We start from the raw sequence: 24327 nt of genomic DNA on the forward strand, positions 1-24327 counted from the left end.
AAGGAGAGATTCAAAATGCGAAGATTTTTATTGGTACTTCTTGCTCTCGTGATGGTCGTTTCCATGTTTGGATGCGGAGGAGGAGCACAGGCACCTAGTGGTGAGAGCGGAGGAGATGCTTCCGACGCCTCTGATATCTCGGTTGCCTTTATCCCCAAACTCACCGGAAACTCATTCTTTGAATCGGCAAATCTTGGAGCGCAGGATATTGCTGCTCAAGTGGGCTTTGAATGTGTTTTTACCGGAAATCCCGAAGCGTCTGTTGCAAACCAGGTTCAGGTCATCAACTCCGCAGTTCAGCAGGGCTTCAGCGCGCTGGCCATATCCTCCGTTACTCCGGATGGATTAAACAACGCTCTTAAGGCAGCCAAGGATGCAGGCGTTAAAATTGTTTGCTGGGATTCGGATGTGCAGAATGATATGCGCTCTCTCCATGTGGCGCAGGGAACCCCGGAGCAGCTTGGAGAAATGCTCGTTGAAATGGTAGCAATGCAGCTTCCCGAAGACAAGAAGGACAGCGCAAAATATGTCTGGCATTATTCCTCCGCTACGGTAACGGATCAAAATTCATGGCAGGTCGCCGGTGAAAATTACATAAAGGCAACCTATCCGGGATGGGTAAATCTGGCACCGGATAACTATTACAGCGATCAGGATGCTGAGAAAGCGGTATCGGTAGGAGAATCCATCTTAAAATCTCATCCTGATATCGATGCGATCATCTGCAACGATTCCACGGCTCTTCCCGGGCAGGCTCAAGCCGCAGAGAATTTGGGATTGTCTGGAAAGGTCATCGTAACCGGATTCTGCACGCCGAACGGAATGAGAGATTTCGTAAAGAACGGTACTGTTCCTGTCTTTGGACTTTGGGATTGCAAAGTACAGGGAGCAATGGGTGCGTACCTGGCTTACTGGCTCGCCGCAGGGAATACCTTTAAAGTAGGCGATAAGATTGATATTCCGAGCATCGGACAGGTTGAAGTTCTTCCAAACACCGTTCTGGATCCAAAGGCTTACACTGCAGATGACTCTGGGGTTGTACTGCTTCCGGAAAGAACCATATTCACAAAAGACAATATCGACGATTATAATTTCTAAACAGAGCAGAAATAAATGAATGCAGCGCAGCTGTGGCATAACCACCACGGCTATGCTGCTTCTTCACAAAAAGGAGGATATTATGGCAGATAAAGACGGCAATAAAGTTGCGAAAGATTATAAGACTGATGTGGAGTTTGGCAGAAAAGGGGGCTTCCATGTGAAAGGAATGGAGGATGTGGATTGGGGAATGAAATCCCGCTTGTCAAAGATCTTTCAGCCTGAAAGCGGAAATACTGTGATGCTTGCCTTTGACCACGGATACTTTATGGGTTCTACTGCAGGCCTGGAACGGCTGGACTTGGCCATGCCGCCGCTGATTCCCCATGTGGATGTGCTCATGGCCACAAGAGGTGCACTTAGAAGCTGTATCTCCCCGCATTATAACAAGGGAATCGCCCTTCGGTGCAGCGCGGGGTCTTCTATGATGGACGACGATCTTTCCCATGAGGTGATAGCGGTTGACATTGAGGATGCGATCCGTATGAATGCATCCTGCATGGCAATTCAAACCTTTATTGGTGCGCCAGGTGAGAAATCCAGCATAGAGAATCTCTGCAAGACCATTGATGCGGGAAACCGCTATGGCATACCAACGCTTGGCGTTGTAGCAGTAGGAAAGGATATGGAGCGTACACCGGCATTTTTCAAGCTTGCCACCAGAATGCTGGCAGAGTTCGGAGCGCAGATCATAAAGACGTATTACTGTGATGACTTTGAAGAGATCACAGCAGCCTGCCCAGTTCCTATTGTTGTTGCAGGAGGAAAAAAGGTGACGGAAAAGGAAGCGCTGACCATGGCTTACCTCAGCATGCAGGGAGGTGCCAGAGGTCTTGACATGGGAAGAAACATCTTCCAAAGCGATTGTCCTGTGGGAATGGCAAAGGCTATCGGCGCAATTGTGCACAACAATGCGGATGTCAATGACGCATATGATATTTACAGAGAAGAAAAGGGCGAATAATTTGCTTGACAAGCTCTGTAAAACCAGGATATGATAGAAGCTGTTAAAAGGGAGTAGTTTGAAATACAAAGTCAACATACTGGTTTTGAACCTGGCTTTGTAGCCTGATTTGGTAACGAGACTTTTAGCATAACTGTTGATTCAGTTGTGCTGAGAGTCTTTTTTTTATAGTCGAAAATGTCATTTTCTACTATATAAAAACGGGGGAGTGCAGAGGGGGCACCCCTCGCCGATAAAAGAGGTTGCTCAGGCTGCTCATTTATAATGCTGTCCTGCCGGATTATAAAAACCGGCTATGCTTTTGAAATGGAAAGGATGATGAATATGTACACGAGTTTAATTGCTTATTTATTTGCTGGAGGCGCGGTAGTGCTGGCTGAAATGGGGGACAAGACCCAATTGCTTGCAATGGCATTTGCCACCAAATATAAGGCTTCCAAAGTTTTAATCGGTGTTTTGATCGCGACGACACTGAATCATGCATTGGCAGTTGCTGTAGGAAACTACATTACCCGGTTTGACTCCGCTCAGATTTGGATTCAAGGACTTGCCTCACTGTCCTTCGTATTCTTTGGACTTTGGACAATCAGAGGAGACAAGCTTGACGGTGAGGAGAATAAAATCTCAAAGTACGGACCCATTGTGACAGTCTCAATTGCATTCTTCATTGCTGAAATGGGAGATAAAACGCAGCTCGCAACCATTGCTCTTGCGGCAAAATTTCCTTTAGAGCCCGTCTGGGTGCTGCTTGGAACCCTTACCGGTATGATGATTGCAGATGCCATTGGAATTATCATTGGTGTAGTAATGTGCAAGAGGATTCCCGAGCGTACCGTTAAACTTGTCTCTGCCGGAGCTTTCATTGTCTTTGGTTTCATTGGCAGTTATCAGGTTTTAAAAGAGCAGATGATGTTGGATACAAGAGGAATCATTGTCTGTCTTATGCTTCTGCTGGTTGTAACCGCCGGATCTGCGTATTATCTGATCAGAAAGGATCATAATAAGGCAGAACGGGAGCGGCCGGCCGGAGCGTACTGCGAATTGAAAAGGGTATCTGCGGATCAGCCGGAAAAACTGAGATAAAGGGACAAAATAACGAATTGATTTCGTAGTGACGGTGTTCTAACTCTTTCTCCTGTATTAATATAATAGACTGGAGAAAGATAAGGAGAACGTTATTGATGGGGAATCTTGAGTTGGTTGCAATCGCATTGGGTTTGTCTATGGACGCCTTTGCGGTTGCGATAAGTAAAGGTTTATGTCTAAGAAAAGCCGGATTTCGCAATGCTTTTATCACGGGACTGTTTTTCGGCGGTTTTCAGGCATTGATGCCGCTGATCGGTTATTTTCTGGGAAGACAGTTTGAAGGGTACCTCACTGCTATAGATCATTGGATCATCTTTGCGCTCCTTGCGCTCATTGGGACCAATATGATCCTCGAATCGAGAAATGAAAAAAAGGAAAAACACGATACATTAAATTTGAAAAATTTGACCATACTGTCCTTAGCAACCAGTATTGATGCTTTGGCAGTTGGGATCACTTTTGCGTTTTTGCATATCAATATTTTTATAGGCGTTACTGTGATTGGATTGATCACTTTTATTCTCTCCTTTATAGGGGTTCGACTAGGCTGTGCTTTCGGCTCAAAATTCAGATCTAAGGCTGAAGTTGGCGGAGGCATCATTCTTTTGTTGATTGGCACAAAGATTCTGCTTGAGCACCTGGGAATGCTAGGCTGGTGAAGATCTCCGCAGCTAATGAAACATGTTGCACCCTGTTTCAAAGGCTTGTTTGACCGGAAAAAAGGAGCGAAAGAATGAAAGGAAAGAGTTTATATATCGTCAGCGCAATCATCATCGCATTGCCATGGATTTTTTTGCTGGAAATCCTGCCGCTACCCTATCACAGCATCGGTACCCTGACAGAAATCGCGATTGAATGTGCCATGTTTACCTCGCTGCTTGTGGTAGCGAGTCTCCTAAGAAAGGATCTGAAAAGGCAGAAACAACTTAAAAAGTCCGAACAAAATGAAGGGATTTCCAAGCCGGGAGGACGAGGGCTGAGAGTGATTGGCAGAATTCTGTTTGCTCTGACCTCATTAACGATCTTTCTCGTGGGACTGGTTCTGCTGCTGATCGGGATATCATATTCTGTATAAGATGGGAAAGCTTGAAGTGTCTGAAACAGCTGTTCAGTTTGTTTCAGATATTTTTATGATCAGAGATCAAAGAGAATATAGAACTTGACATTTTCTTAGAACAATCTATAATTTAATATAATCGATTATATAAAAACAATTATTAAAACAGAAATACTGCAGAAAGGACACTGATGAAATATGAAGATAGAAAATATAAACCATGTTGCAGTCATAGGAACCGGAATGATCGGTGCCAGTATGGCGGCGCTATTCACAGGAAACGGCTATTCGACAACGATGCTTGCATTCAGTGAGCAGGGATTGGAACGGGGCAGCCGCTTGTACGATACCTGCTTCGGCGACCTGATCGATAAAAATCTGGTAACGAAGGATCAGGCTGAGCGGTGCAGAAAATTACTTAGATTTACGTTTGATTACAGCGATATTGCTGATGCAGATATCATTTTTGAATGCGTTGCTGAGAAGCTGGACGTCAAGCTTTGCGTTTATGAGAATATCAACGCAAATTGCAAACAGTTTAGGGCTCTTGCATCCACAACCTCTGCCTTGTCTGCCGATGACCTTGCGGAGGGAATGACTGCCAATCGAGATAAGCTGGTTGTGGCGCATCCATATAATCCACCTCATTTAGTACCTTTTGTTGAAGTTGTAAAAAGTAAGTTCACGAAAGATGAGGCAGCTAAGACTGCATACGAAGTGCTGGAATCAGCAGGGCGAAAAGTGATTATTATGCAAAGATGCGCACCGGGCTTTGTTGCGAACCGTCTTCAGCATGCACTTCTGCGAGAGGCCATACATATTATTGAGGAAGGACTTGCGGAGCCGAGGGATATTGACAAGGCACTGATGTACAGTTTTATGCCCAGATATACCTCTGTTGGTCTGTTTGAACATCAGGATGCAGCGGGATTGGATTTGGTGAAAAGCATTGAAGATTACCTTCTTCCAACGTTGTGTAATGGATGTGCAGCTCCAGATTACATCAATAAACTAGTTGCGGAGAACAACCTTGGAATGAAGACCGGAAAAGGTGTCTATGAGTGGCCGGAGGAAGCGAAGGAAGACTTCCGCTGCAGAGCAGCTGCTCCATACTTACGTTATTTCAATTGGGATATTCCCAGTGAATAAGATACAGAGTCAGATTTTCTCTTTCTTAATTTTTATATAATGGAAAGAAGCCCTTAAGGGGCTTTTTTCGTTTATACAGGCGCAACTCGCACGATATCGTATCATAAAACAAGAAAAGGAAACATCTGTAAAGCTTCATATTAGTAACTTTACTGCGTTCATTTATCAACAATTATAGATAATCGATTACGTATTTAAGTATTGACTTTACAATAGTATCTTTGCTATGATACAAGTGTAAATTTATAGTTAGAGGTAGTAGAAAATGACAAAAATTAAGAGGAAGCCCATCGAAAAGCGGCCGTTATACAGAGAAGAGATCGGCAATGCGATTCGGGACGCTATCGCATCAGGGGATCTGAAGCCTGGCGACAGGATTGTTGAAACGCAATGGGCAAAGGATTTGGGCGTATCCCAGTCTCCTGTCAGGGAAGCCATTCGGGAGCTGGAAATGATGGGATTGGTGGAGAATATTCCATACCAGGGCTGTATTGTCCGCAAGATCACGGAGCGGGATATGAAGGATGCTTACCGCGTGCGTATGCATTTGGAAGTATTGGGGATACAAGGTGCTGTTGAGGGAGCGACGGACGAGCACCTGAAGGAATTGCATAAGATTTTGGTGGATATGGAAGCCGCTGCAAAGAAAAAGGCTTTTAATTCATATACAAAACTGAATGAGCTGTTCCATGAGAAAATCGTGGAAATTTCGCAGAATCAATTATTGCTGCGTCTGTGGAAGCAGAGTCATATTCAGGGGTCCACCTTTTTTGGAACTCAGCTCTCACCGCAGACACTGGAAGAATTGGCACTGCGCCACAAAGCACTATATGATGCCATAGCAGCTAAGGACGAAAAGTTAGCTCAGGAGGCAGTATTCCAGCACTTCCAGGAACTGATCGATGAGGTAGATAAAAGTACTTTGGTTGAGAGAAGCCAGGCGTAGTACAAAAACGATATCGATATGAAAAAAATAAGAGATAGAAAACAAAGAGCCGATTCGAAGGGATTTTGAGTCGGCTTTTTGATTGCAATTTTTCTTTAAATAAACAGGATAGCCGAGGAATTGTTTTTATTCAAAAACACCACCTTGACATCAAGATGATCAGTGCTATAATTAAATAATAAATATAATCGATTATATTAAAACGATCCTTTTTCAAGAGGAACGTTTGGACGAATCAAAATAAAAGGAGGTGAAGGATGGATACCTTAAAAAGAAAACCCATTGAAAAGAGGCCCCTGTACAGGGATGAAATCAGAAATGCCATTAAAAAGGCAATCATGCTGGGTGAACTGAAACCGGGGGATCGAATCATTGAAACCCGCTGGGCGAGAGAGCTGGGAGTCTCTCAGTCGCCTGTGAGAGAAGCGATTCGGGAGCTTGAGATGATCGGGCTGGTGGAAAACATTCCCTATCAAGGCTGTTTTGTAAGAAAAGTAACAAAAAAGGATATGAAGGATTCCTATAAGGTTCGTCAGCATCTTGAGATGCTGGGAGTTCAGGGCGCTGTGGAGCATGTGAATGAAGAGCAGATCCAGGAGATTTATTCTATATTAAAGGATATGGAGCATGCAGCGGCGGACAATGACTTTGATCTTTATATCAAGAAGGATGTTCTGTTCCATAAGAAGATCGTTGCAATTTCCAAAAACGATATTTTGCTCCGCTCCTGGGAACAATGCAACATCCATGATCTGACCTACATCGGGACATGGATTTCCCATCATACATTGGAGCAGTTGTCCGTCCGGCACGAAGGGCTGTATGAAGCGATTGCGGCGCGGGATACAGAACGTGCAGCCAGGGAGCTGACCAGACATTTTGAGCAGCTCATGGAAGAATTGGAATTGAGAGAAGATTAAGCAGGACGTTATGTAAGAAATAGATGCAGTGAATGATCTGCGGCATAGCAGCAGGCAGTGACTTCAAAAAAGCGGGAGGTAAGTTGTGGAAGGACGAATTGGTAAGGGCGAAAAAAGAATTGACGCCTACGACAAAGTAACAGGGAAAGGCTTATTTGCCAGTGATTATGTCAATCAATACCCAGTTTTGGCACACATGAAGGCACTACGCAGCCCCTACGCCCATGCAAAGATTAAAAATCTTAATCTGAGCAAGGCCAGGGAGCTGGAGGGTGTCATTTATATTATGACGGGAGAGGAACCGGGTATTGATTGGGATCAATATCCCAAGGCATCCATTATTGCTAAGGATGAAGCTCTCTGGGCAGGGCAGATGATTGCTCTGGTTTGCGCAGAAACCTTGGAAATTGCAGACAAGGCCATTGAACTCATCAATGTGGAATATGAGAAATTGCCTGCAGTGCTGGATTACTATGCTGCAATCGAGCCCAATCCGGCTTCAGTGGTTGACCCGGAATACGAAACACGCCCCCTGGGATTCAGTGACAGACCGGGAGACCGGGCATCTAACCGTGTATCCCCCAATGTGGTGGGTGCATTCAAATTACACGCCGGTGATGTTCCCGCGGCCATGGAAAAAGCAGAAGTGATCGTGGAAGGAGAATTCTGGACGGGAAAGAAAACCGCCAGTCCTCTTGAATGTGCCAACGCCATCTGCCGCTATGACTCTGACGGCGGTATCACTTTGGTTTCAAACGGCGCCGGTGTTCACGGCGTTATCAAGCAGGGAATCTGCAGAATCCTGAAACTGAAGGAAAGCCATGTCCGGGTCATCCAGCCTTATATGGGGGGAAGCTTCGGTTCACGGTTGAATCCCTATGTGGAAATCATCACGGCCTTAATGTGCCTAAGAACCAAAAGAACCGTGTCCTTCCAGTTCAACCGGGAAGAAATGTTTGTAGGAGCACCCTCCAATTGGCCCTGCATTACAAAGGTGAAGCTGGGTGCAATGAAGGACGGAACCCTCATCGCCAATGATTATTATCTGGCGGAAGAAATCGGCGCTTGCCTGAACAATACCTTTTTCAGCGGGAGGCTCTCATCCTCCGGTGTTCTCCCGGTTTACCGGATGCCCAATCTGAGAATGGATACCTGTGCGGTAGCTACCAATACGGTGCCTGCAGCGGAATATCGCGGACTCGGCTGCCCGGAATCGGAATTCGGAATCGAGTGCCTTGTGAATCAGCTTGCAGATGAACTGGGCATGAGCCCGGTGGAATTTCGGATGAAGAATATCATCGACAAAGGCGAAAGAGACCCCCACGGTGAAGTCATCACCAGTATCGGACTGAAGAAATGTCTGCAAAGCGTCGCCGATGCAATACAGGTTGATGAGACACCGGAGCAGGATATGGGTGTATGGAAAAAAGGCCGCGGCTGTGCTGTTGGAGGAAAGCAGAACACTCCACTGGGACGTTCTGAAGCAGAAGTCTGGTATAACAGTGACGGCAGTATCCAGCTCTTTGTCAGCTGCGACGAAAACGGCATGGGAGCAACGACAGCCCTGGCGCAGATCGCTGCCCACGAATTCGGCGTATCCGTTTCGGAGGTTAAGGTTACAAAAGGCGACACTGCCATAACGCCATATGACAATTATTCAGCGTCCAGCCGTACCACTTACAATACGGGAAATGCAGTGAAACTGGCATGCGAAGACGCCATCGGAAAACTAAAAATCGAAGTGGCCAGAGTTTACGGAATCCATCCTTCCAAGGTTGAGATCAAGGGAAAGAAAGCAATTCTGGCAGGATCGTACGTTCAGGAAGTGGAGATTCCGCCGTTGTTCCAGCCGACGTCCATGTTTACGCAAGGCAATTGGGGGCTTCAGAAGGGGACTCCAGTGATTGGACACGGATTATTCTGTCCGGCTCCCATCCATCAGTGGGATGAAAATGGTCTGTCCGACCGTGTTTGGAATTGGTTCCAGTATTCTGCAGCAGCAGTGGAAGTAGCGGTAAACGAAGAAACCGGCCAGGTTAAAGTTCTTAAAGTAGCCTCCTCGGCAGATACCGGAAATCCTATCAATCCGAAGCTGGTTGAGGTGCAGATTGAAGGCGGTGTACATATGGCAATCGGCTTTTCTGTCAATGAGGAGCACCTTTTCAATGAAGACGGAAAGATTGCAAACGCAAATTTCAGTGATTACCGGCTTCCGACGATTCTGGATATGCCTACGAGTGAGAATGTCCATGCGTTTATTAATCCTGATCCGCTGCCTGACGGTCCTTACGGTGCAAAGGGAATGGCTGAATCCATTACGATTCCTGTGGGTCCGGCAATCGCACATGCAATTTACAAGGCAGTAGGCGTTAGAGTAAACGGCTATCCAATGACGGCTGAGCGCATTTTAGCACTGATTCAGGAGAAGAAGGCAAAGGAGGCAGCGGAATAACATGAAAAGAATGGAAATTAATATTACAGTCAACGGCAGAAAGCATGAATTATACGTAAGCCCCGACAGAACGCTGCTGGAGGTTCTCAGGGAAGAGCTGAATCTTACTGGTACAAAAAAGGGCTGTGACGACTCCAACTGTGGTGTCTGCACCGTTTTGTTCGACGGCATGGCGGTCAAAAGCTGTACTATGCTTATCCCTCAGGCCAACGGGCATTCCGTCACCACCATCGAAGGATTGGAACGGGAAAACAGCCTGCATCCGCTGCAGCAGTCCTTTATCGATCATTTTGCTGTACAGTGCGGCTTTTGTACGCCAGGAATGATCCTCACAGCCAAAGCAATCCTGGATGAAAATCCAGGTGCAACGGAAGAGGACATCAGAGAAGGACTTCATGGGAACGTCTGCCGTTGTGTGGGCTACAAGAAGGTCGTGGAATCCATTGAGGCGGTACGGGACGGCGAATATGCGGAAAGCTGCGGGGAGGTATAGATCATGCGTTTTGAACAATATTTTGAACCCAAAACAACGGAAGAGTGTATCCGTTTGTTGGAGGAATATGGAGCCGATGGTAAAATTCTTGCCGGGGGTACTGATCTGGTTCCAAGGCTGAAGAATAAAATCTGGAAACCCCAGGCTGTGATCGGAATCGGCAGTTTGCCTGATATCGATATGATAAAGGTTGATCAAAACGGACTGGAATTGGGAGCCGGAGCAAAGCTGAGAAAGATCTCTATGGATCCATCTCTTGCGAAGGATTATAAAGTCATTATGGAAGCTGCCGGAAATGTTTCCTCCATGCAGGTCAGAAACGTTGCGACCATCGGGGGCAATGCCTGCAATGCATCCCCCAGCGCCGACGCCATTCACGGTTTGATCGTCATGGGAGCAAAGGCGGTGATCGCAGGACCGCAAGGAATCCGGGAGGTTGCTGTGGAGAATCTGTTCACAGGTCCGGGTAAAACCGTGCTGACTCGAGGGGAATTTCTGCTAAAATTCCTAATTCCTGCACCAAAAGCCGGAACGGGAGCAGTCTATAAGAAATTTGCTATTCGGGGCGATACGGATATCTCCATTGTTGGTGTGGGCTGCGGTATTACCCTGAAGGATGATGACACCATTGAAGCGGTATGCATCTCCCTTTCTGCGGTGGCACCGACACCGATCCGCGCGGCGGAAGCGGAGAAGCTGCTTCTGGGCAAGAAGCTCACCGACGAATTGCTTGATCTGGCAGCGGAGACTGCAGAAAATAATTGTACCCCTATTACTGACCAGCGGGCTACGGCAGCGTACCGCAAGGAAATGGTACGCGTATGGACCCGTCATGCAGTAAAAGAGGCGGCAGAAAGAGCCAAATCAGTCTGAGCAACAGTGAATGCAGGCTGAGTGACAATCAATAAGGAACGAAGAGGAGATCGTCAATATGCGAATGTTAACACCAAATGTATACGTTGAAACGGAAATCAGAGGTTGTAATCCAAGTATTGTCCTTACAAAAGAAGGCTCGGTCTTCATCGATACGGCACAATGGATTTCGACTTTACTGGAAATGAAAAAATTTGCTGAAGAGAAAGGGCCGATCAAATATCTGATCAATACGGAAGGGCATATTGACCACATCTTCGGCAATCACTGGTTTGCTGGTGTGGCTCCTGTCATCGGCCATGAAAAACTCAACGACCTTTTCTGGACTGTAGCGGGAGAGCTGGATTGCTATGATTACAGCTTAGATGTCATACAGCGTCAGGATCAAGATTTTCTGCACCTGATGCCTTCCAGAGAAGATTATATTGTAAACAGGCCCCAGATTACTTTTGGCGATCATATGACGCTGAAACTGGGAGACCATACCTTCGAGCTGTACCACACACCGGGACATTCTCCGTCTCAGATTTGTGTTTATGTTCCGGAAGAGCGGGTTGCATTTACTGGAGATACCTTGTTTTCCAATTGCCAGACCTGGCTGCATTCTGCGGAGATTGATCTTTTGCTAGGTACATTGAACTTTTTAGAAACCCTTGATGTTGACTGGTTCGTGCCCGGTCACGGTCCTGTGGTAGGAAAAGAATTCATTCGGGAGCAGAGAGCCTTTATCTATGAGTGGATTGCTGCGGTAGCAAAAGGAATCCGGCAGGGGTGGTCTTTGGAGGAATGCATCCAAAATATCAATTTTATAGACCGTTTCCCCGTGGATATCGGACAGGAAGAGATGATGGAGTACATACAGAGAACCAACGTTGTAAAATGCTACAACTACCTGATGAATCAGCAGAAGTAACAAAACAGTAATATGACGGAACAATGATTTGAAATAAACAGAGAAGCCCCCTGAGAGAATCGGCGGAATGTATCAAAAAAGAGAGAGCCTGACGGCATCTCTCTCGTTATGAAAACGTGAACCATTCACAATTTTAAAGATTGATATTTCGCTTGATTTCCAAGGGGGTCTTTTTTGAAGCCGTATTTTTATACAGATCAAACTGGTAGGTGCATTTATCTGCCCGGGTTACAGAAGTTGTATATTCAAAGGCAAACCCTGAGTTCAGATAAGAAACGCGCTTGATCTTATACCCGGCGCTTCTGGGCTTGGATTCCAGCAGTTCCGCCTCTTTCCGGGACAGGATGATTGCGTCAAGGGATTCTTTGGCATGATACATTTCAAGATGGTAGGTATCTGTGAGAATCCGATAAAGGGAGTTCTTATTAAAATCGTAAGACTCAATTTTGCTGCAAAGGTAGTAGGGGATATATGTGCGCTCCCAGAGGATAGGCTCGTCGTTGGCAAGCCGCAGACGTTCCAGATAAAACACCGGAGTCTGAGGCGTGGGAAGCTTCAAAATCTCAGCAATCTCCTCGGGGCATGTCTTAAGCACTTCGGATTTTAGCACCTTCGAACAGGGTGCCGCCCCCACGGTTTTCATGTCCTCGGTAAAGTTGTAGAGGTGATTCATATTGCGTTTGATTTTCATATTGGCAATAAAGGTGCCTTTGCCCCGATACCGGACGAGAAGCCCTTCCTCAACCAGTTGATTCATGGACTGCCTTACGGTGGTTCGGCTGATATTCAGGATTTCGCAAAGGCTGTTTTCCGCAAACATCATATCCCCGGGCTGTAAAACCCCGTTTTGGATCTGAATCCGCAGGTAAGCAGCCAGCTGGAGATACAGAGGTACCGCTGATGACTCAGAAAAACGAAAGGTATTTTTAAAATATTCAATATCCATAAGAAAAATCTCCTAAATTATATTTTGATTTCAGGATGCTCCAAGGCGTGTCCGAACCAAAGAACGAGAAAATCCTTTAATTCCTGAAGTCCGGGGCTCTTGGCATGGCGGACATAAAATCCGGAGGAGGCACATCCCAGGCAGAGACAGTCTGTAAAGGATAAATCACGGATCAGGCCGTACAAAAATCCAGCGTTGAAATTGTCGCCTGCACCTGTCGTAAGTTTCGGTTCTCTGCAGTACGGTCCCATGACCTCACAGTATTCATTATCATGCAGGCAGCAAGCCCGATCCACGAGGTGAATCACCGTACAGAAGAGGGGAAGGCAAGTGGATAGATATTCCAAAAGTTCCCTTGTGTCTGCACACCGGTAGTCGGGAATTTCCTTGCCCAGTACCTCACAGATTTCACACGCTTCCTTTAAATTCATACTCAGTGTAACACGAAATCCTGCTTCCGTAAATTTCATTATATAGGATAGAGCGGTTTGCAGATCTTCCTGGGTACGTTTTTCCGGATCAGCCAGATCAAAAAAGGCAGATTTCTCAGCAGCAGAAATGTTCGGCGCCACTTGCTTGAGAAACTCGCGAAAGATCTGGTTCATGCCGACGATCATGGACCAATTTGAAAAAACCAGATGGCTGCAATCCTCAAAAATACGGATGAGTTCCGTCAGGGAGCATCGGTTTAGGATCGTTTCCCAAGTGATAGAATTCAGCGCAGAAAGTTTGGAAGCGATGATCTTACCGTCGTTAAATTCCAAGGCATCTGTAGCAGCCGGAGGTGCCAGACCAATCAGCTTCCTGCAGCGGGTAAGCCCATGGAAGACCGGGTCCGGCTCGGGATAACCAATCGCTCCCATATAGGTTACATCCACTTCGTAATTTAACAGAGCATTTGCTAGAATTGGGCCGTTGCCACCCATTTTAACCTGCTGGCTTACCAGTTCAATGTTTGTGCTCATACCGCTTCCGCGAGCGATCCTGTCTGCGTAAGCCTGTATCGTAGGGATCCTTTTATAGGAGTCGGATTGATAGCGGATATCAACGACGTGAATAATTTCATCCACGAAACCGTCGAAGCCCACAAACACTTTTTGAGGGTTTACGGTATGCTCTAATGAATTGCACAGCGTCGACAAAGATGATGGTAAGGAGTTACTGTTTTCCAGATCCATGATGGCCCTCCGTTATATGTAATAATTGTATGATACATTTTATAAATCGCATTATATCGTTGTTTATAGAAAAAATCAAGAAAAAATGCATTGACAAAAATTATTTAATACTATATTTTAAATGTATCATACATTACATACATAATGTCTGGATGTAAGGACATCGGTAAAGGAGAACGAATATGAAACCAAGTAAAAAGGCAAGTGAAATGACGGCCAAGGAATTAGCCAGCTATATCGATTACTCTGTGCTGAAACCGGAATTTACGGAACAGGAGATTATCGATCTGACAAAGGATGGGGTGCGGTTAGGCTGCGCGACCATCTGTATTAATCCGGGTTATATTGGGTTGTGCGAGCCATATGTCAAGGAAAGTGAAACAATGCTCTGCCCGGTTTGTGATTTTCCATTCGGAACAAGTACGACAGAGTCCAAGGTAGGTCAGATTGAGATTGTTGCAGGGTATGATTCCGTAAAGGAAGTTGATATTGTTGCAAACTTCGGATGGATCAGAGGGGGTCTGTATGACAAGGTTACAGAGGATATCCGGGCTTGTGCTGATGCGGCTCATAAATACGGCAGAAAGCTGAAAGTAATTTTTGAAACCGACGCCTTAACAGAAGATCAGGTCAGAAAAGCCTGCCGCTGTGCAGTGGAAGCCGGAGCAGACTTTGTAAAAACCAGTACAGGGTTTCTCACCGGGTTTGAAGCCCACGGAGCAACGCCGGAAATTATCAAAGTGATGATGGAGGAAGTCGGTGACAGGTGTAAGGTGAAAGGCAGCGGCTGTATTCGGACCCGAGAACATTTTCTCCAGCTCATCGACATGGGAATCGACAGAATGGGAGTGGGTTACAAATCAGTTCCTGTTGTTTTGGATGAAAATAAGGAACCAGTTTCCAATGATACTTATTAAACTTTTTTAAAATGGCTTTCAACCTTATGTTTGTTGCGGCTCCAAAGAGTAAGTTAGAATGTGAACTTGAAAGGGGAAGAATCTATGAAAAAGATCAAGGCTGCAGTTGCCGGTATGGGCTTTATCGGCACTGCTCACGTTGAGGCGCTGAGAAGGCTGAACAATGTGGAAGTTACAGCGGTTTGCGGGAGCAAACGGTTCACTGCGGCAAAGGCCGAAGCACTTGGCGTTGAAACCTATTGCAGTGATTACAAAGATATTCTGGAAAACCCGGAAATCGACGCGGTACATATCTGTACGCCAAATTATCTCCATTACCAGATGGCCAAGGATGCTTTGAATGCAGGCAAACATGTTATTTGTGAAAAGCCGCTGACAACCACCAGAGAAGAAGCCTTAGAGCTGCTGGCTTTGGCCAAAGAGAAGGGCCTTGTTAATGCCACCAACTTCAATATCAGATTTTATCCTTTGATGCATCAGCTAAAAGCCATGGTGGACAGAGGAGACATGGGTGATCTCTTCTCCGTCAATGGCTCTTATCTCCAGGACTGGCTCTTTTACGATACGGACTACAACTGGAGACTGGAGCCTGAACAGTCGGGCGAATCAAGGGCCATCGCAGATATTGGATCCCACTGGATGGATCTCATTGAATTTGTAACAGGATTAAAGGTGACCGAGGTATTTGCCGATTTTGCGACCTTTCATCAGGTTAGAAAAAAGCCATTGAAACCCGTTGACACCTACTCTGGGAAGCTGCTGACTCCAGAGGATTATCAGGATGTACCTATCAATACCGAAGATTATGCAACGGTGATGATGCGGTTTGATAATGGGGGAAGAGGTGTCATGACAGTAAGTCAGGTATTTGCCGGAAAGAAAAATTGCCTGTCCTTTGATCTGGCAGGCTCTAAGAAATCCGCTTCGTGGGTTTCCGAACGCCCCAATGAAATATGGATTGGCCGAAGGGATACCGCCAATGAATCTCTGCTGAAAGATCCTTCTATTCTGTACCCTGAAGCCAGTGCATTGATCCACTATCCAGGAGGTCACAATGAAGGCTTCCCGGATACCTTTAAACAAAACTTTATTAAGATCTATCAAGCCATTGCTGAGAAGTCAGGCATAGAGCATGCCGGAGAACAGACGAGAGATCAGGCAGCAGATCAAGCCGAGGAACAGACTGGAAATCTGGCTGCAGATCATGCTGAATATCCTACCTTTGAAGCAGGCTTGAGAGAAATTCATCTCTGTGAGAAGATCATTGAAAGCAATAAAAAGGGTGGCTGGATAAAGCTGTAGGATAGAACAGGCGGTTGAAGATCAAGCGGATGAAGATCAAGCGGATGAAGATCAAAAGGATAACGATCATGCAGTTAAAATAACCGAAAGAACCAGATGTGAAAGGAGCGAAATGATGAAGTTAGGTTTGGTAAGTGCCATACTGGCAGGATTAAGCTTTGAAGAGGTTGTTGATTTTGCGGCGGAGAAGGGATTCTCTTGTCTTGAAATGATGTGCTGGCCGGTGGGAAAGGCGGAGAGAAGATATGCAGGGGTAACCCATATCGATGTGTCAGATATCAGTGAAGAAAGAATTCATTACATAAAAGACTATATGAATGAAAGAGGTGTGGAAATCTCCGCCCTTGGTTATTATCCTAATCCAATGGATCCGGATCAGGAGAAAAGTGATTTTTACGTTGCCCATATTAAGAAGATGATTGTTGCTGCAGAAAAGCTGGGGGTCAAGACGATTTGTACCTTCATCGGCAGGGATAAGAATAAAAATGTAGAGGAGAACTTTGAGAAGTTCAAGGAAATCTGGCCTCCTATTATTCGCTTTGCAGAGGAACACGATGTTAAGGTCGCCATTGAAAACTGCGCAATGTATTTTTCCTATGATGAATGGCCCGGCGGTGTCAACCTTGCTTCCTCTCCGGCAATTTGGAGAAGAATGTTTGCTGAGATCCCAAGCGATCATTTTGGACTCAATTATGATCCGTCCCATCCCCTTTGGATGCAGATGGATTATATCAAGCCGGTCTACGAATTTAAGGATAAGCTGTTCCATATCCATATCAAAGATGCAAAGGTGTTTCAAGACAAGCTGGATGATGTGGGCATCATGGCGACTCCACTTGAGTTCCATTCGCCCAAACTTCCGGGTCTAGGTGATGTGAACTGGGGCAGATTCATTTCTGCACTTACAGATGTTAAATACAAGGGATATGCTTGCATTGAAGTGGAAGATAAGTCCTTTGAAGACTCTCTTGATGATATCAAAGACTCCATCATACTCAGCAAGAGGTATATGGATCAGTTTATTCTTTAGATCTAAGGGCATTTCGGCATTGGGATCGCAATGCTTTTCTGTGCAGAGGGGGTAACATTGGATCTGATTGAAAATATAATCGATTATATATAAATAATTCTTGAATAAACGAGAAGTTGTGGTAAAATGTTATTAAAACAAATCATAATCGATTATATATAAATTGGCGACTCCGATTCTCATATTATCCTACGTCTCACATGATCCTACATTTTCATATTATCCGATGAAAGACCTTGACCTATCGTTTGGTAATCTTGATACCATATGGCTCAGGATTTCAAAATAAACAGATAACAATAATAAATGAGGAGGCAAATGTATGAAAAGAAAAGGAACCAAGCTTATCGCTCTGGCACTGGTGACATTGCTCATGAGCATCACCTTGCTCACAGGCTGCGGCGGAGCTGCACCAGAGGAATCATCCGGTCAGGATGGCGCAAAAGACCTTCCAACAGTTGGTATCACAACAGGATCATCTGGGACATCCTGGCGTAATATCATGATTGATGCGTTAGAGCAGGTTGGTACAGAGTATAAGGATGCCGGTAAAATTGCCGATTACAAAATTGTGAACAATGTGAACAACGGCGATGCAACAGAACAGGCTAACATCATACGTGATTTCATTTCACAGGGTGTTAACATCATACTCGTGAATCCCAATTCACCCGATGCATTAAACGGTGTTATTAAGGAAGCCCAGGATGCGGGAATCCTAGTACTTGCTTTTGATGCGACTGTAACTGCCCCTGATGTTGTAAATGTAACCCTTGATCATTACGCTTGGAATGAGAAGAACGTTCAGTTCATCGCAGATGCCATCGGCGGAAAAGGAAATGTGATTCAGGTCTATGGTCTTGACGGACATCCGGCGAACAATGAACGAATCCAGGCAACGGATGATGTTCTGGAGAGCTATCCTGATATCAAGATGATCGCAAGCACCTCCGGCGGGTGGGATCAGACAAAGGCTAAGGAAGTAACAACACAGATCATCGGCTCCGGACAGCAGATCGATGGGGTCATTACGCAGGACAGCATGGGCTTCGGCGTATTATCTGCATTCCAGGATGCAGGAAAGCTTCCTAAGGTAATGTTTGGTGATCCCGGAACGGCCTTCTTCAAAGAATGGAAAAAGCTTCGTGATGCAGGCGCTGACTTCAAAGCCTGTGCACAGCCCAATCCTCCGGGCATCGGCGGTACCGGGTTCAGAATCGCGTTGAATCTTTATAATGGTAAAGAATTCAGAGAAGGCCTCCTTGACGGCACTACATACTTCTATCAGGTCAGCTCATTCTATACCGACGAAAACTTTGACGAAGCATGGGAAATGTTAAAAGATAAGCCGGACGATTACCTTCTGAGCGAAATCATGCCTCAGGATAAGGTAGATGAACTGTTCCAGGATCCGATAACAGAATAAGAGAAAACGATTTGATTTTAGGAGGCAGGATATCCCTGCCTCCCTACCCTCCTTGTCAAAGGAGGGTAAATTATTCTGATCACAATGATACCTATGAGCTATTTTCGATTGATAAAGTGAATGAAAGTTGGGTGGAACTCGAATGATTTTGGAAGTTAAGGGAATCAGAAAATGTTTCGGCGGAGTGGTTGCCCTTTCTGATGGGAATCTTGTATGCCGGAGGGGAAGGATAACCGGGCTCCTTGGGGCGAACGGTTCCGGAAAAAGCACTATTTCAAAGATCATTACCGGCGTTTATAGTGCCGATTGCGGTGAAATCAATTACAACGGACAGTGTGTAAAATATAAAAACCCAAACGAGGCCAGGCAGGACGGAATCGCCATGGTTTTCCAGAACCTGAGTCTGGTGCCGGATTTGACGGTATGGCAAAATATCGTTTTGGGCGCGGAGCAGAAGAAAGGACTTGGGCTGGATAATCAATGCGCAAAAGAGCAATCTGAAGCCATCATTCATAAGCTGCAGCCGGGTCTTGATATCAGCAAGAAAGTAAACCAGCTCAATCCTGGTGAAATGCAAATTGTGGAAATTGCAAAGGCGATTTCGGCAAACCCCAGGCTGCTCATCCTTGACGAACCCACAGCAGCCCTGGAACAGGCTCAGGTAAAAAATCTTTTTGCTTATATGCGGGAGCTTGCAGAACAGGGTGTGTCCATGATTTTTACCTCTCACAGAATGTGGGAAGTTATGGAGATATGCGATGACGTCATCATCTTCAGAAACGGAGAAAATGTAGCGGGAATTGATTTTCATGAAGAAGGTAAAGATGCCGAAAAGATCATTGGTTATATCACGGGTGATACAAAAAAAGAAGAATGTCAGATTGGAGACAGACAGATAGACGGAGAAACCGTTTTAAGCATAAAGGGAATGAACTACGGCAAGATGCTGAAGAACATATCTTTTGATTTGAGAGCAGGAGAGGTTCTCGGAATCGGCGGATTGGCAGGTCAGGGACAGAATGAACTGCTGCTGGCACTTGCGGGTGCTTACCCGGAACTGAAATGTGATGCTGAAATCAAGGGGCGGAGGGTCAAGCTTACGAAGCCGGTCAATGCTGTGAGAAACAGTATTCTCCTTGTGCCGGGGGATCGGCAGCTGGAAGGGCTCTTTCTCAAGGATTCTGTCTATAAGAATACGATCTTTCCCAAACTTGCCCTGAAGCGGCAGCCGATCTTTACACCTGATAAAAAATACAGACAGGAATGTGAACAGATGGTCAAGTCCCTTTCTGTAAAGACCCACAATATTGACACTGCTGTGGGAACCCTTTCCGGCGGAAACCAGCAAAAGGTCGTTGTGGGAAAATGGCTTTCTTTTGATATCAATGTGCTGCTTCTTGCAGACCCTGCCAAGGGCGTGGATATCGGAGCCAAACGGGATCTTTATCAATATATCACAGACATGGTCAGGGAAAAGAATACCAGTGTTATTCTGTACGCCAGCGACAGCGAAGAACTGATCCAGTATTGTGACAGGGTTCTGATCATGTACGAAGGGCAGATTGTGGAAAGCCTTGAAGGATGCGATATCAATGAAGATGCCATCGTATCGGCTTCCATGTGCATCAATAAAGCCAAGGAGGTAGGCTAGATGATTCAGATCAAAAAGCTACTCGAAATCGAAAACATAAAGAAAATCGTTATGAAGCAGGAGTTTTCAAGTATGTTGATCCTGCTTGTAATGTTTGTGATTACAGCAGTACTGCAGAATAATTTCTTTGAACGCGGATCGATCATCAGAAACATCAATGCGTTTGCGCCTCTGATTTTACTGGCCATGGGACAGGCGGTAGTGATTCTTTCCGGCGCGCTTGATCTGTCTGCGGGGGCTGCTTTATCTCTTCAGACTTGTATCCTGACCTTTGTCATGAAACAGGCAGATCCCGTTACGGGCGTGTATGCACTCATCCTCTCTTTTATTGCGGCGGTACTGATCGGCGTGATCAACGGCATTGGAATCGGATATCTCAGAATTCCTCCCGTGATCATCACCTTCGCTACTTCGTACATATGGCTTGGTATCGCGCTGTTCATCAGACCGACACCGGGAGGAGAGGCGGTGAATTGGTTTAAGATCTTTTATGATGCAAAATCTGCAGAGGGCATTCCTGCGCTGATCAAAGCCATCGGAGGCATTATTCCGCCTGCGCTGATCCTTGTGCTGGTCGGCTGTCTTTTCTGGTATTTCATAAGCAGAACAAAGACCGGAAGATATATCTATGCCGTAGGGAGCAGCAATGACAGCGCCTATGCCACCGGCATCAACACCGCCAGAGTCCAGATGACTGCGTTCATTATCAACTCCGTATTCATATTTTTGGCAGCACTTTTCTTTGTAGGGCAGAATCAGTCAGGCGATGCGAGAATGGGAGATCCCATGACATTGAAAGCCATTGCAGCAGCAGTGGTTGGGGGAATCGCTCTCACCGGAGGCAAGGGAAGTGTTTATATGGCCATCGTCGGCGCCTTAATCCTGAGTTTTGTTAATAAAATCATATTTTTCGCCAATATTCCCAATGCGTATCAGACTCTGGTCAGCGGACTGATCATCATTGCGGCAATTGCAAGCTCTATGGCATATTCTCACATCAATAAGAAGGCAATGCTAAAGGAGAGTAAATGATATGAATCCTTTGAAAAATCAAACCAGCAGTATGGGTCTGGTTCAAAACAGTTCTCTGAGCACAATGTGGAACAACAATAAGAAGACGATTATTGCTTTTCTTTTGATCCTGTTCTTGTTTCTTCTCGGGGAGATCGTGGTCTCCAATTTTTTGAGTATGGGACAAATTCTTCTGACCATCAAGCTCTCCTCTTTTATTGCGTTATTTGCGCTTTGCCAAATGATTGTAATTGCAGCAGGCGGAGCAGGCCTTGACCTGTCCGTAGGCTTTACCGCAACGTTGACAGCGATCCTGACCGCATCCGTAATGGATGGGCAGAACGGAAATTTACTTCCTGCAGTCCTGGTTGCTTTGGCAGTGGGTGCGATGATTGGACTTGCAAACGGTGCTTTGATCGCATATGTCAAGCTGCCGCCCCTCGTTGTCACCATGGCCATGGCAAGCATCATTCAAGGTATCATCAACGTCTACACCGCAGGGAAAAACATTACGGGAAAACCGGCTCCGATCTTGGAGATCATAGCGGCTAAGTCCACCGGTATTTTTCCCAACATTCTTTTCCTGCTGCTGATTGTTGCCGTGGTTGTGATGATCCTCCTTTACAAGACCAAATGGGGGCTTAAGCTGTTCGGTGTGGGAACCAACGAAACAACAGCGTATTTGAGTGGAGTGAATGTGAAAGCGGTAAGGCTTGCCGCATTTGTCATCAGCGGGGTGACTGCCAGTCTGATTGGTCTTCTGCTGATTGGAAACATGGGAATTGCATTTAAAGATATGGGTTCAAGCTATGTAATGCCAAGTATTGCTGCGGTAGTAGTGGGAGGCGTTTCTCTTGTAGGAGGCGAAGGAAACTATTTCAGAGTCATTTTGGGGTCCATTTTCCTTCAGACACTAACAAACCTTCTGGTTGCTCTTGGTTGGGGCGATGCGGGGAAATGGCTGGGATTTGGGATCGTGCTCTTTGCTTTGCTGATTGCTTATGTCAGCGATAGGCGCAAACGGTAGCCAGGAAGCGAAGCCGGAAGAATCTGGGAACTGAAGCTTGAAAGAAGCCAGAAACTGAAGCTGTAACGGGAATATGAAACAAGGGGCTGAAGTAGATGCCCAGAACAAGAGAATCAGTGACAACTTATAGATTTCAGATACGAAAAAGAGTGGCAGGAAGGACTGGGCTATGGCAGGAGAGGAAGCAGTAAAACGACAGAAAAAGAAGAACAGCTTATTTCGGAAAGATATCTGCGACTACATAAAAGAGTCGATTCTTTCGGGAGAATTGAAGCCGGGAGACCGAATCGTAGAAACCCGATGCGCCAAGGAACTTGGAATCTCTCAGGCATCTGTCAGGGAGGCCATCAGAGAGCTTGAATTAATCGGACTTGTAGAGAATATCCCCTTTCAGGGCTGCTATGTAAGAGCGCATACCATTCAGGATGTCAGGGATTCCTATAGAGTTAGGATTAGCCTAGAGACCCTCGGAATTAAGGAAGCTGCTGAGAGCATAACAGAACGACAGCTCCGGGAGATCTATGAAGTGATGAAGGAGATGGAAGAAGCTGCGAGAAGACAAGAGTTCGATTTGTATATTAAACTCGATGCGCTGTTTCATCAGAAAATCATTGAGGTACCTCAGAATAAACTGCTCCTTCGTTTGTGGAATCAATGCCATATCAGGGAATGGACCCATATCGCGACCAAAAAACTTTCGGAAAAAGGTTTGCATCGGTTGGCTTTACGTCATGAATCGATCTACAGCGCCCTTGCAGAGCAGAATGCGGAAAAGGCGATGCAGGCTGTCACTTCTCATCTGGAGGAACTCATCGTCGATATGGAAGAAATGGAGAACGGTTATGTTAGAAAACAGTCTGTTTGAGAAGGTAAGAGCGATACCAAAAAGAAACTATATTACGCAGAAGACCCCGCTTCAGAAACTGCCTAACTTGTCGAAGGCACTGGGCGGGAAAGCAGAGATCTATATCAAGCGTGATGACATGCTGCCCTTCGGAGGCAATAAAACGAGAAAGCTGGAATTTCTGTTTCAGGAAGCAGTAGATATGGAAGCAGATACCATTATTACGGCAAGCACGGTACAGTGCAATCATAATCTGATGGCCCTTTTGATGGCCAACATGGAAGGAATGAAAACCGAGCTGATTCTTGAGAATTGGGCGAAATCGGATTATTCCTACGAGCTGGATCCAAACAAACATCTCTATGAGTTTGGCGGTGTTTCAGGGAAGGTCAGCTGCGGAGATCCTGTTTCCGGCCCTCTTCACACTATGAAACTTGCTTTGGACTGGAAGGATGAGCTGGAAGCAGCAGGCAAAAGGCCCTATATCCTTGCCCGGGGCGGAACCTGTCCGCTGGGTAACTGCGGATATATTCTCTGTGCGGAAGAACTTCTTCAGCAGGGAAAAGATATGGGCTTAGAATTTGACTGCGTCGTGTGCCCCAGCGGCACCGGCGGTACCCAGGCCGGATTGATCATCGGACTTACTCAGGCAGGCTGCGATATTCCTGTCATTGGAATTAATGTGGCTCAGATGAACGAGAAACAGAGGAAGTCTGTCTCCGGTGCCCTTGAAAGCACAGCCTCCTTCCTAAATCTTGAAGTTCCTTCTGAGGAACAGGTCCTCTGTTATGAGGAGTATGTGGGAGAAGGATACGCACGGCCTACAGAGGCATTACTTCAGGCCATTGCACTTCTGGCGCAGACGGAAGGAATACTGCTTGACCCGGTTTATTCCGGAAAAGCCATGGCAGGGCTAATAGGACTCATCCGAAACGGAGAGATCAAAGAGGGTTCCAAGGTGCTATTCCTGCATACAGGAGGCTTCAACCCCTATTATGACTATAGCAGCCTCAATCTATCCAAGTAAGATTCATCTTCGAACCA

The 24327-nt window shown here is 46.0% G+C and carries 23 protein-coding genes; 21 read left to right on the forward strand and 2 right to left on the reverse strand.

The window, feature by feature from the left end:
• Positions 1-15 precede the first annotated feature (15 nt).
• From FRZ06_01630 to FRZ06_01685, 12 genes are all read left to right on the forward strand, one after another.
• A complete protein-coding gene (locus FRZ06_01630) occupies positions 16-1098 on the forward strand; it encodes a substrate-binding domain-containing protein (protein QOX62141.1) in 1083 nt (360 codons plus the stop codon).
• Between the two features lie 82 nt (positions 1099-1180).
• Positions 1181-2062: a 3-hydroxy-5-phosphonooxypentane-2,4-dione thiolase gene (gene lsrF, locus FRZ06_01635; protein ID QOX62142.1), complete on the forward strand. Its 882-nt coding sequence runs from the start codon at positions 1181-1183 to the stop codon at positions 2060-2062.
• 324 nt (positions 2063-2386) lie between these two features.
• On the forward strand, positions 2387-3145 hold the full coding sequence (locus tag FRZ06_01640; protein QOX62143.1) for a TMEM165/GDT1 family protein: 759 nt from the start codon (positions 2387-2389) through the stop codon (positions 3143-3145).
• A 98-nt stretch (positions 3146-3243) separates the two neighbouring features.
• A complete protein-coding gene (locus tag FRZ06_01645) occupies positions 3244-3807 on the forward strand; it encodes a manganese efflux pump (GenBank protein ID QOX62144.1) in 564 nt (187 codons plus the stop codon).
• A 74-nt stretch (positions 3808-3881) separates the two neighbouring features.
• Positions 3882-4223, forward strand: a complete 342-nt coding sequence (locus FRZ06_01650) for a hypothetical protein (GenBank protein ID QOX62145.1) — start codon at positions 3882-3884, stop codon at positions 4221-4223.
• Positions 4224-4403: 180 nt separating this feature from the next.
• On the forward strand, positions 4404-5354 hold the full coding sequence (locus tag FRZ06_01655) for a 3-hydroxyacyl-CoA dehydrogenase family protein (protein ID QOX62146.1): 951 nt from the start codon (positions 4404-4406) through the stop codon (positions 5352-5354).
• Positions 5355-5619: 265 nt separating this feature from the next.
• Entirely contained in the window at positions 5620-6300 is a 681-nt protein-coding gene (locus FRZ06_01660) for a GntR family transcriptional regulator (protein ID QOX62147.1), read from the forward strand.
• Positions 6301-6557: 257 nt separating this feature from the next.
• Entirely contained in the window at positions 6558-7220 is a 663-nt protein-coding gene (locus FRZ06_01665) for a GntR family transcriptional regulator (protein QOX62148.1), read from the forward strand.
• An 85-nt stretch (positions 7221-7305) separates the two neighbouring features.
• A complete protein-coding gene (locus FRZ06_01670; protein QOX62149.1) occupies positions 7306-9672 on the forward strand; it encodes a xanthine dehydrogenase family protein molybdopterin-binding subunit in 2367 nt (788 codons plus the stop codon).
• Between the two features lies 1 nt (position 9673).
• On the forward strand, positions 9674-10165 hold the full coding sequence (locus FRZ06_01675; GenBank protein QOX62150.1) for a (2Fe-2S)-binding protein: 492 nt from the start codon (positions 9674-9676) through the stop codon (positions 10163-10165).
• Between the two features lie 3 nt (positions 10166-10168).
• Complete coding sequence (locus FRZ06_01680) at positions 10169-11038, forward strand: xanthine dehydrogenase family protein subunit M (protein QOX62151.1); 870 nt, start codon at positions 10169-10171, stop codon at positions 11036-11038.
• A 58-nt stretch (positions 11039-11096) separates the two neighbouring features.
• Positions 11097-11951 (forward strand): MBL fold metallo-hydrolase, encoded by an 855-nt coding sequence (locus FRZ06_01685; GenBank protein ID QOX62152.1) that lies wholly within the window; start codon positions 11097-11099, stop codon positions 11949-11951.
• Positions 11952-12084: 133 nt separating this feature from the next.
• Here the strand turns inward: FRZ06_01685 and FRZ06_01690 are convergent, their stop codons facing one another.
• Together FRZ06_01690 and FRZ06_01695 are read right to left on the reverse strand one after the other, a co-directional pair.
• Positions 12085-12897 (reverse strand): GntR family transcriptional regulator, encoded by an 813-nt coding sequence (locus tag FRZ06_01690; protein QOX62153.1) that lies wholly within the window; start codon positions 12895-12897, stop codon positions 12085-12087.
• A 17-nt stretch (positions 12898-12914) separates the two neighbouring features.
• Complete coding sequence (locus tag FRZ06_01695; protein ID QOX62154.1) at positions 12915-14075, reverse strand: carbohydrate kinase family protein; 1161 nt, start codon at positions 14073-14075, stop codon at positions 12915-12917.
• 182 nt (positions 14076-14257) lie between these two features.
• On the opposite strand from FRZ06_01695, the gene deoC reads away from it, so the two are divergent.
• From deoC to FRZ06_01740, 9 genes are all read left to right on the forward strand, one after another.
• Positions 14258-14992, forward strand: coding sequence for a deoxyribose-phosphate aldolase (gene deoC, locus FRZ06_01700; protein QOX62155.1), 735 nt, complete (start codon positions 14258-14260; stop codon positions 14990-14992).
• Positions 14993-15076: 84 nt separating this feature from the next.
• Complete coding sequence (locus FRZ06_01705) at positions 15077-16294, forward strand: Gfo/Idh/MocA family oxidoreductase (protein ID QOX62156.1); 1218 nt, start codon at positions 15077-15079, stop codon at positions 16292-16294.
• A 115-nt stretch (positions 16295-16409) separates the two neighbouring features.
• Positions 16410-17324 (forward strand): sugar phosphate isomerase/epimerase, encoded by a 915-nt coding sequence (locus FRZ06_01710; protein QOX65797.1) that lies wholly within the window; start codon positions 16410-16412, stop codon positions 17322-17324.
• A 373-nt stretch (positions 17325-17697) separates the two neighbouring features.
• Complete coding sequence (locus FRZ06_01715; protein QOX65798.1) at positions 17698-18750, forward strand: substrate-binding domain-containing protein; 1053 nt, start codon at positions 17698-17700, stop codon at positions 18748-18750.
• A 142-nt stretch (positions 18751-18892) separates the two neighbouring features.
• On the forward strand, positions 18893-20401 hold the full coding sequence (locus FRZ06_01720; GenBank protein QOX62157.1) for a sugar ABC transporter ATP-binding protein: 1509 nt from the start codon (positions 18893-18895) through the stop codon (positions 20399-20401).
• Complete coding sequence (locus tag FRZ06_01725) at positions 20402-21433, forward strand: ABC transporter permease (protein ID QOX62158.1); 1032 nt, start codon at positions 20402-20404, stop codon at positions 21431-21433.
• A gap of 31 nt (positions 21434-21464) precedes the next feature.
• Positions 21465-22439 carry an ABC transporter permease gene (locus tag FRZ06_01730; GenBank protein QOX65799.1) on the forward strand — a complete coding sequence of 325 codons (975 nt, stop codon included), beginning with the start codon at positions 21465-21467 and terminating at the stop codon, positions 22437-22439.
• Positions 22440-22608: 169 nt separating this feature from the next.
• Complete coding sequence (locus FRZ06_01735) at positions 22609-23304, forward strand: GntR family transcriptional regulator (GenBank protein ID QOX62159.1); 696 nt, start codon at positions 22609-22611, stop codon at positions 23302-23304.
• Complete coding sequence (locus FRZ06_01740) at positions 23171-24310, forward strand: D-cysteine desulfhydrase family protein (protein QOX62160.1); 1140 nt, start codon at positions 23171-23173, stop codon at positions 24308-24310. Before FRZ06_01735 ends, FRZ06_01740 begins: the two co-directional genes overlap by 134 nt.
• Positions 24311-24327: the final 17 nt, after the last annotated feature.

It is taken from the genome of Clostridiales bacterium, from assembly GCA_015243575.1.
In the GTDB taxonomy this organism is placed as follows: domain Bacteria; phylum Bacillota; class Clostridia; order Peptostreptococcales; family Anaerovoracaceae; genus Anoxybacterium; species Anoxybacterium hadale.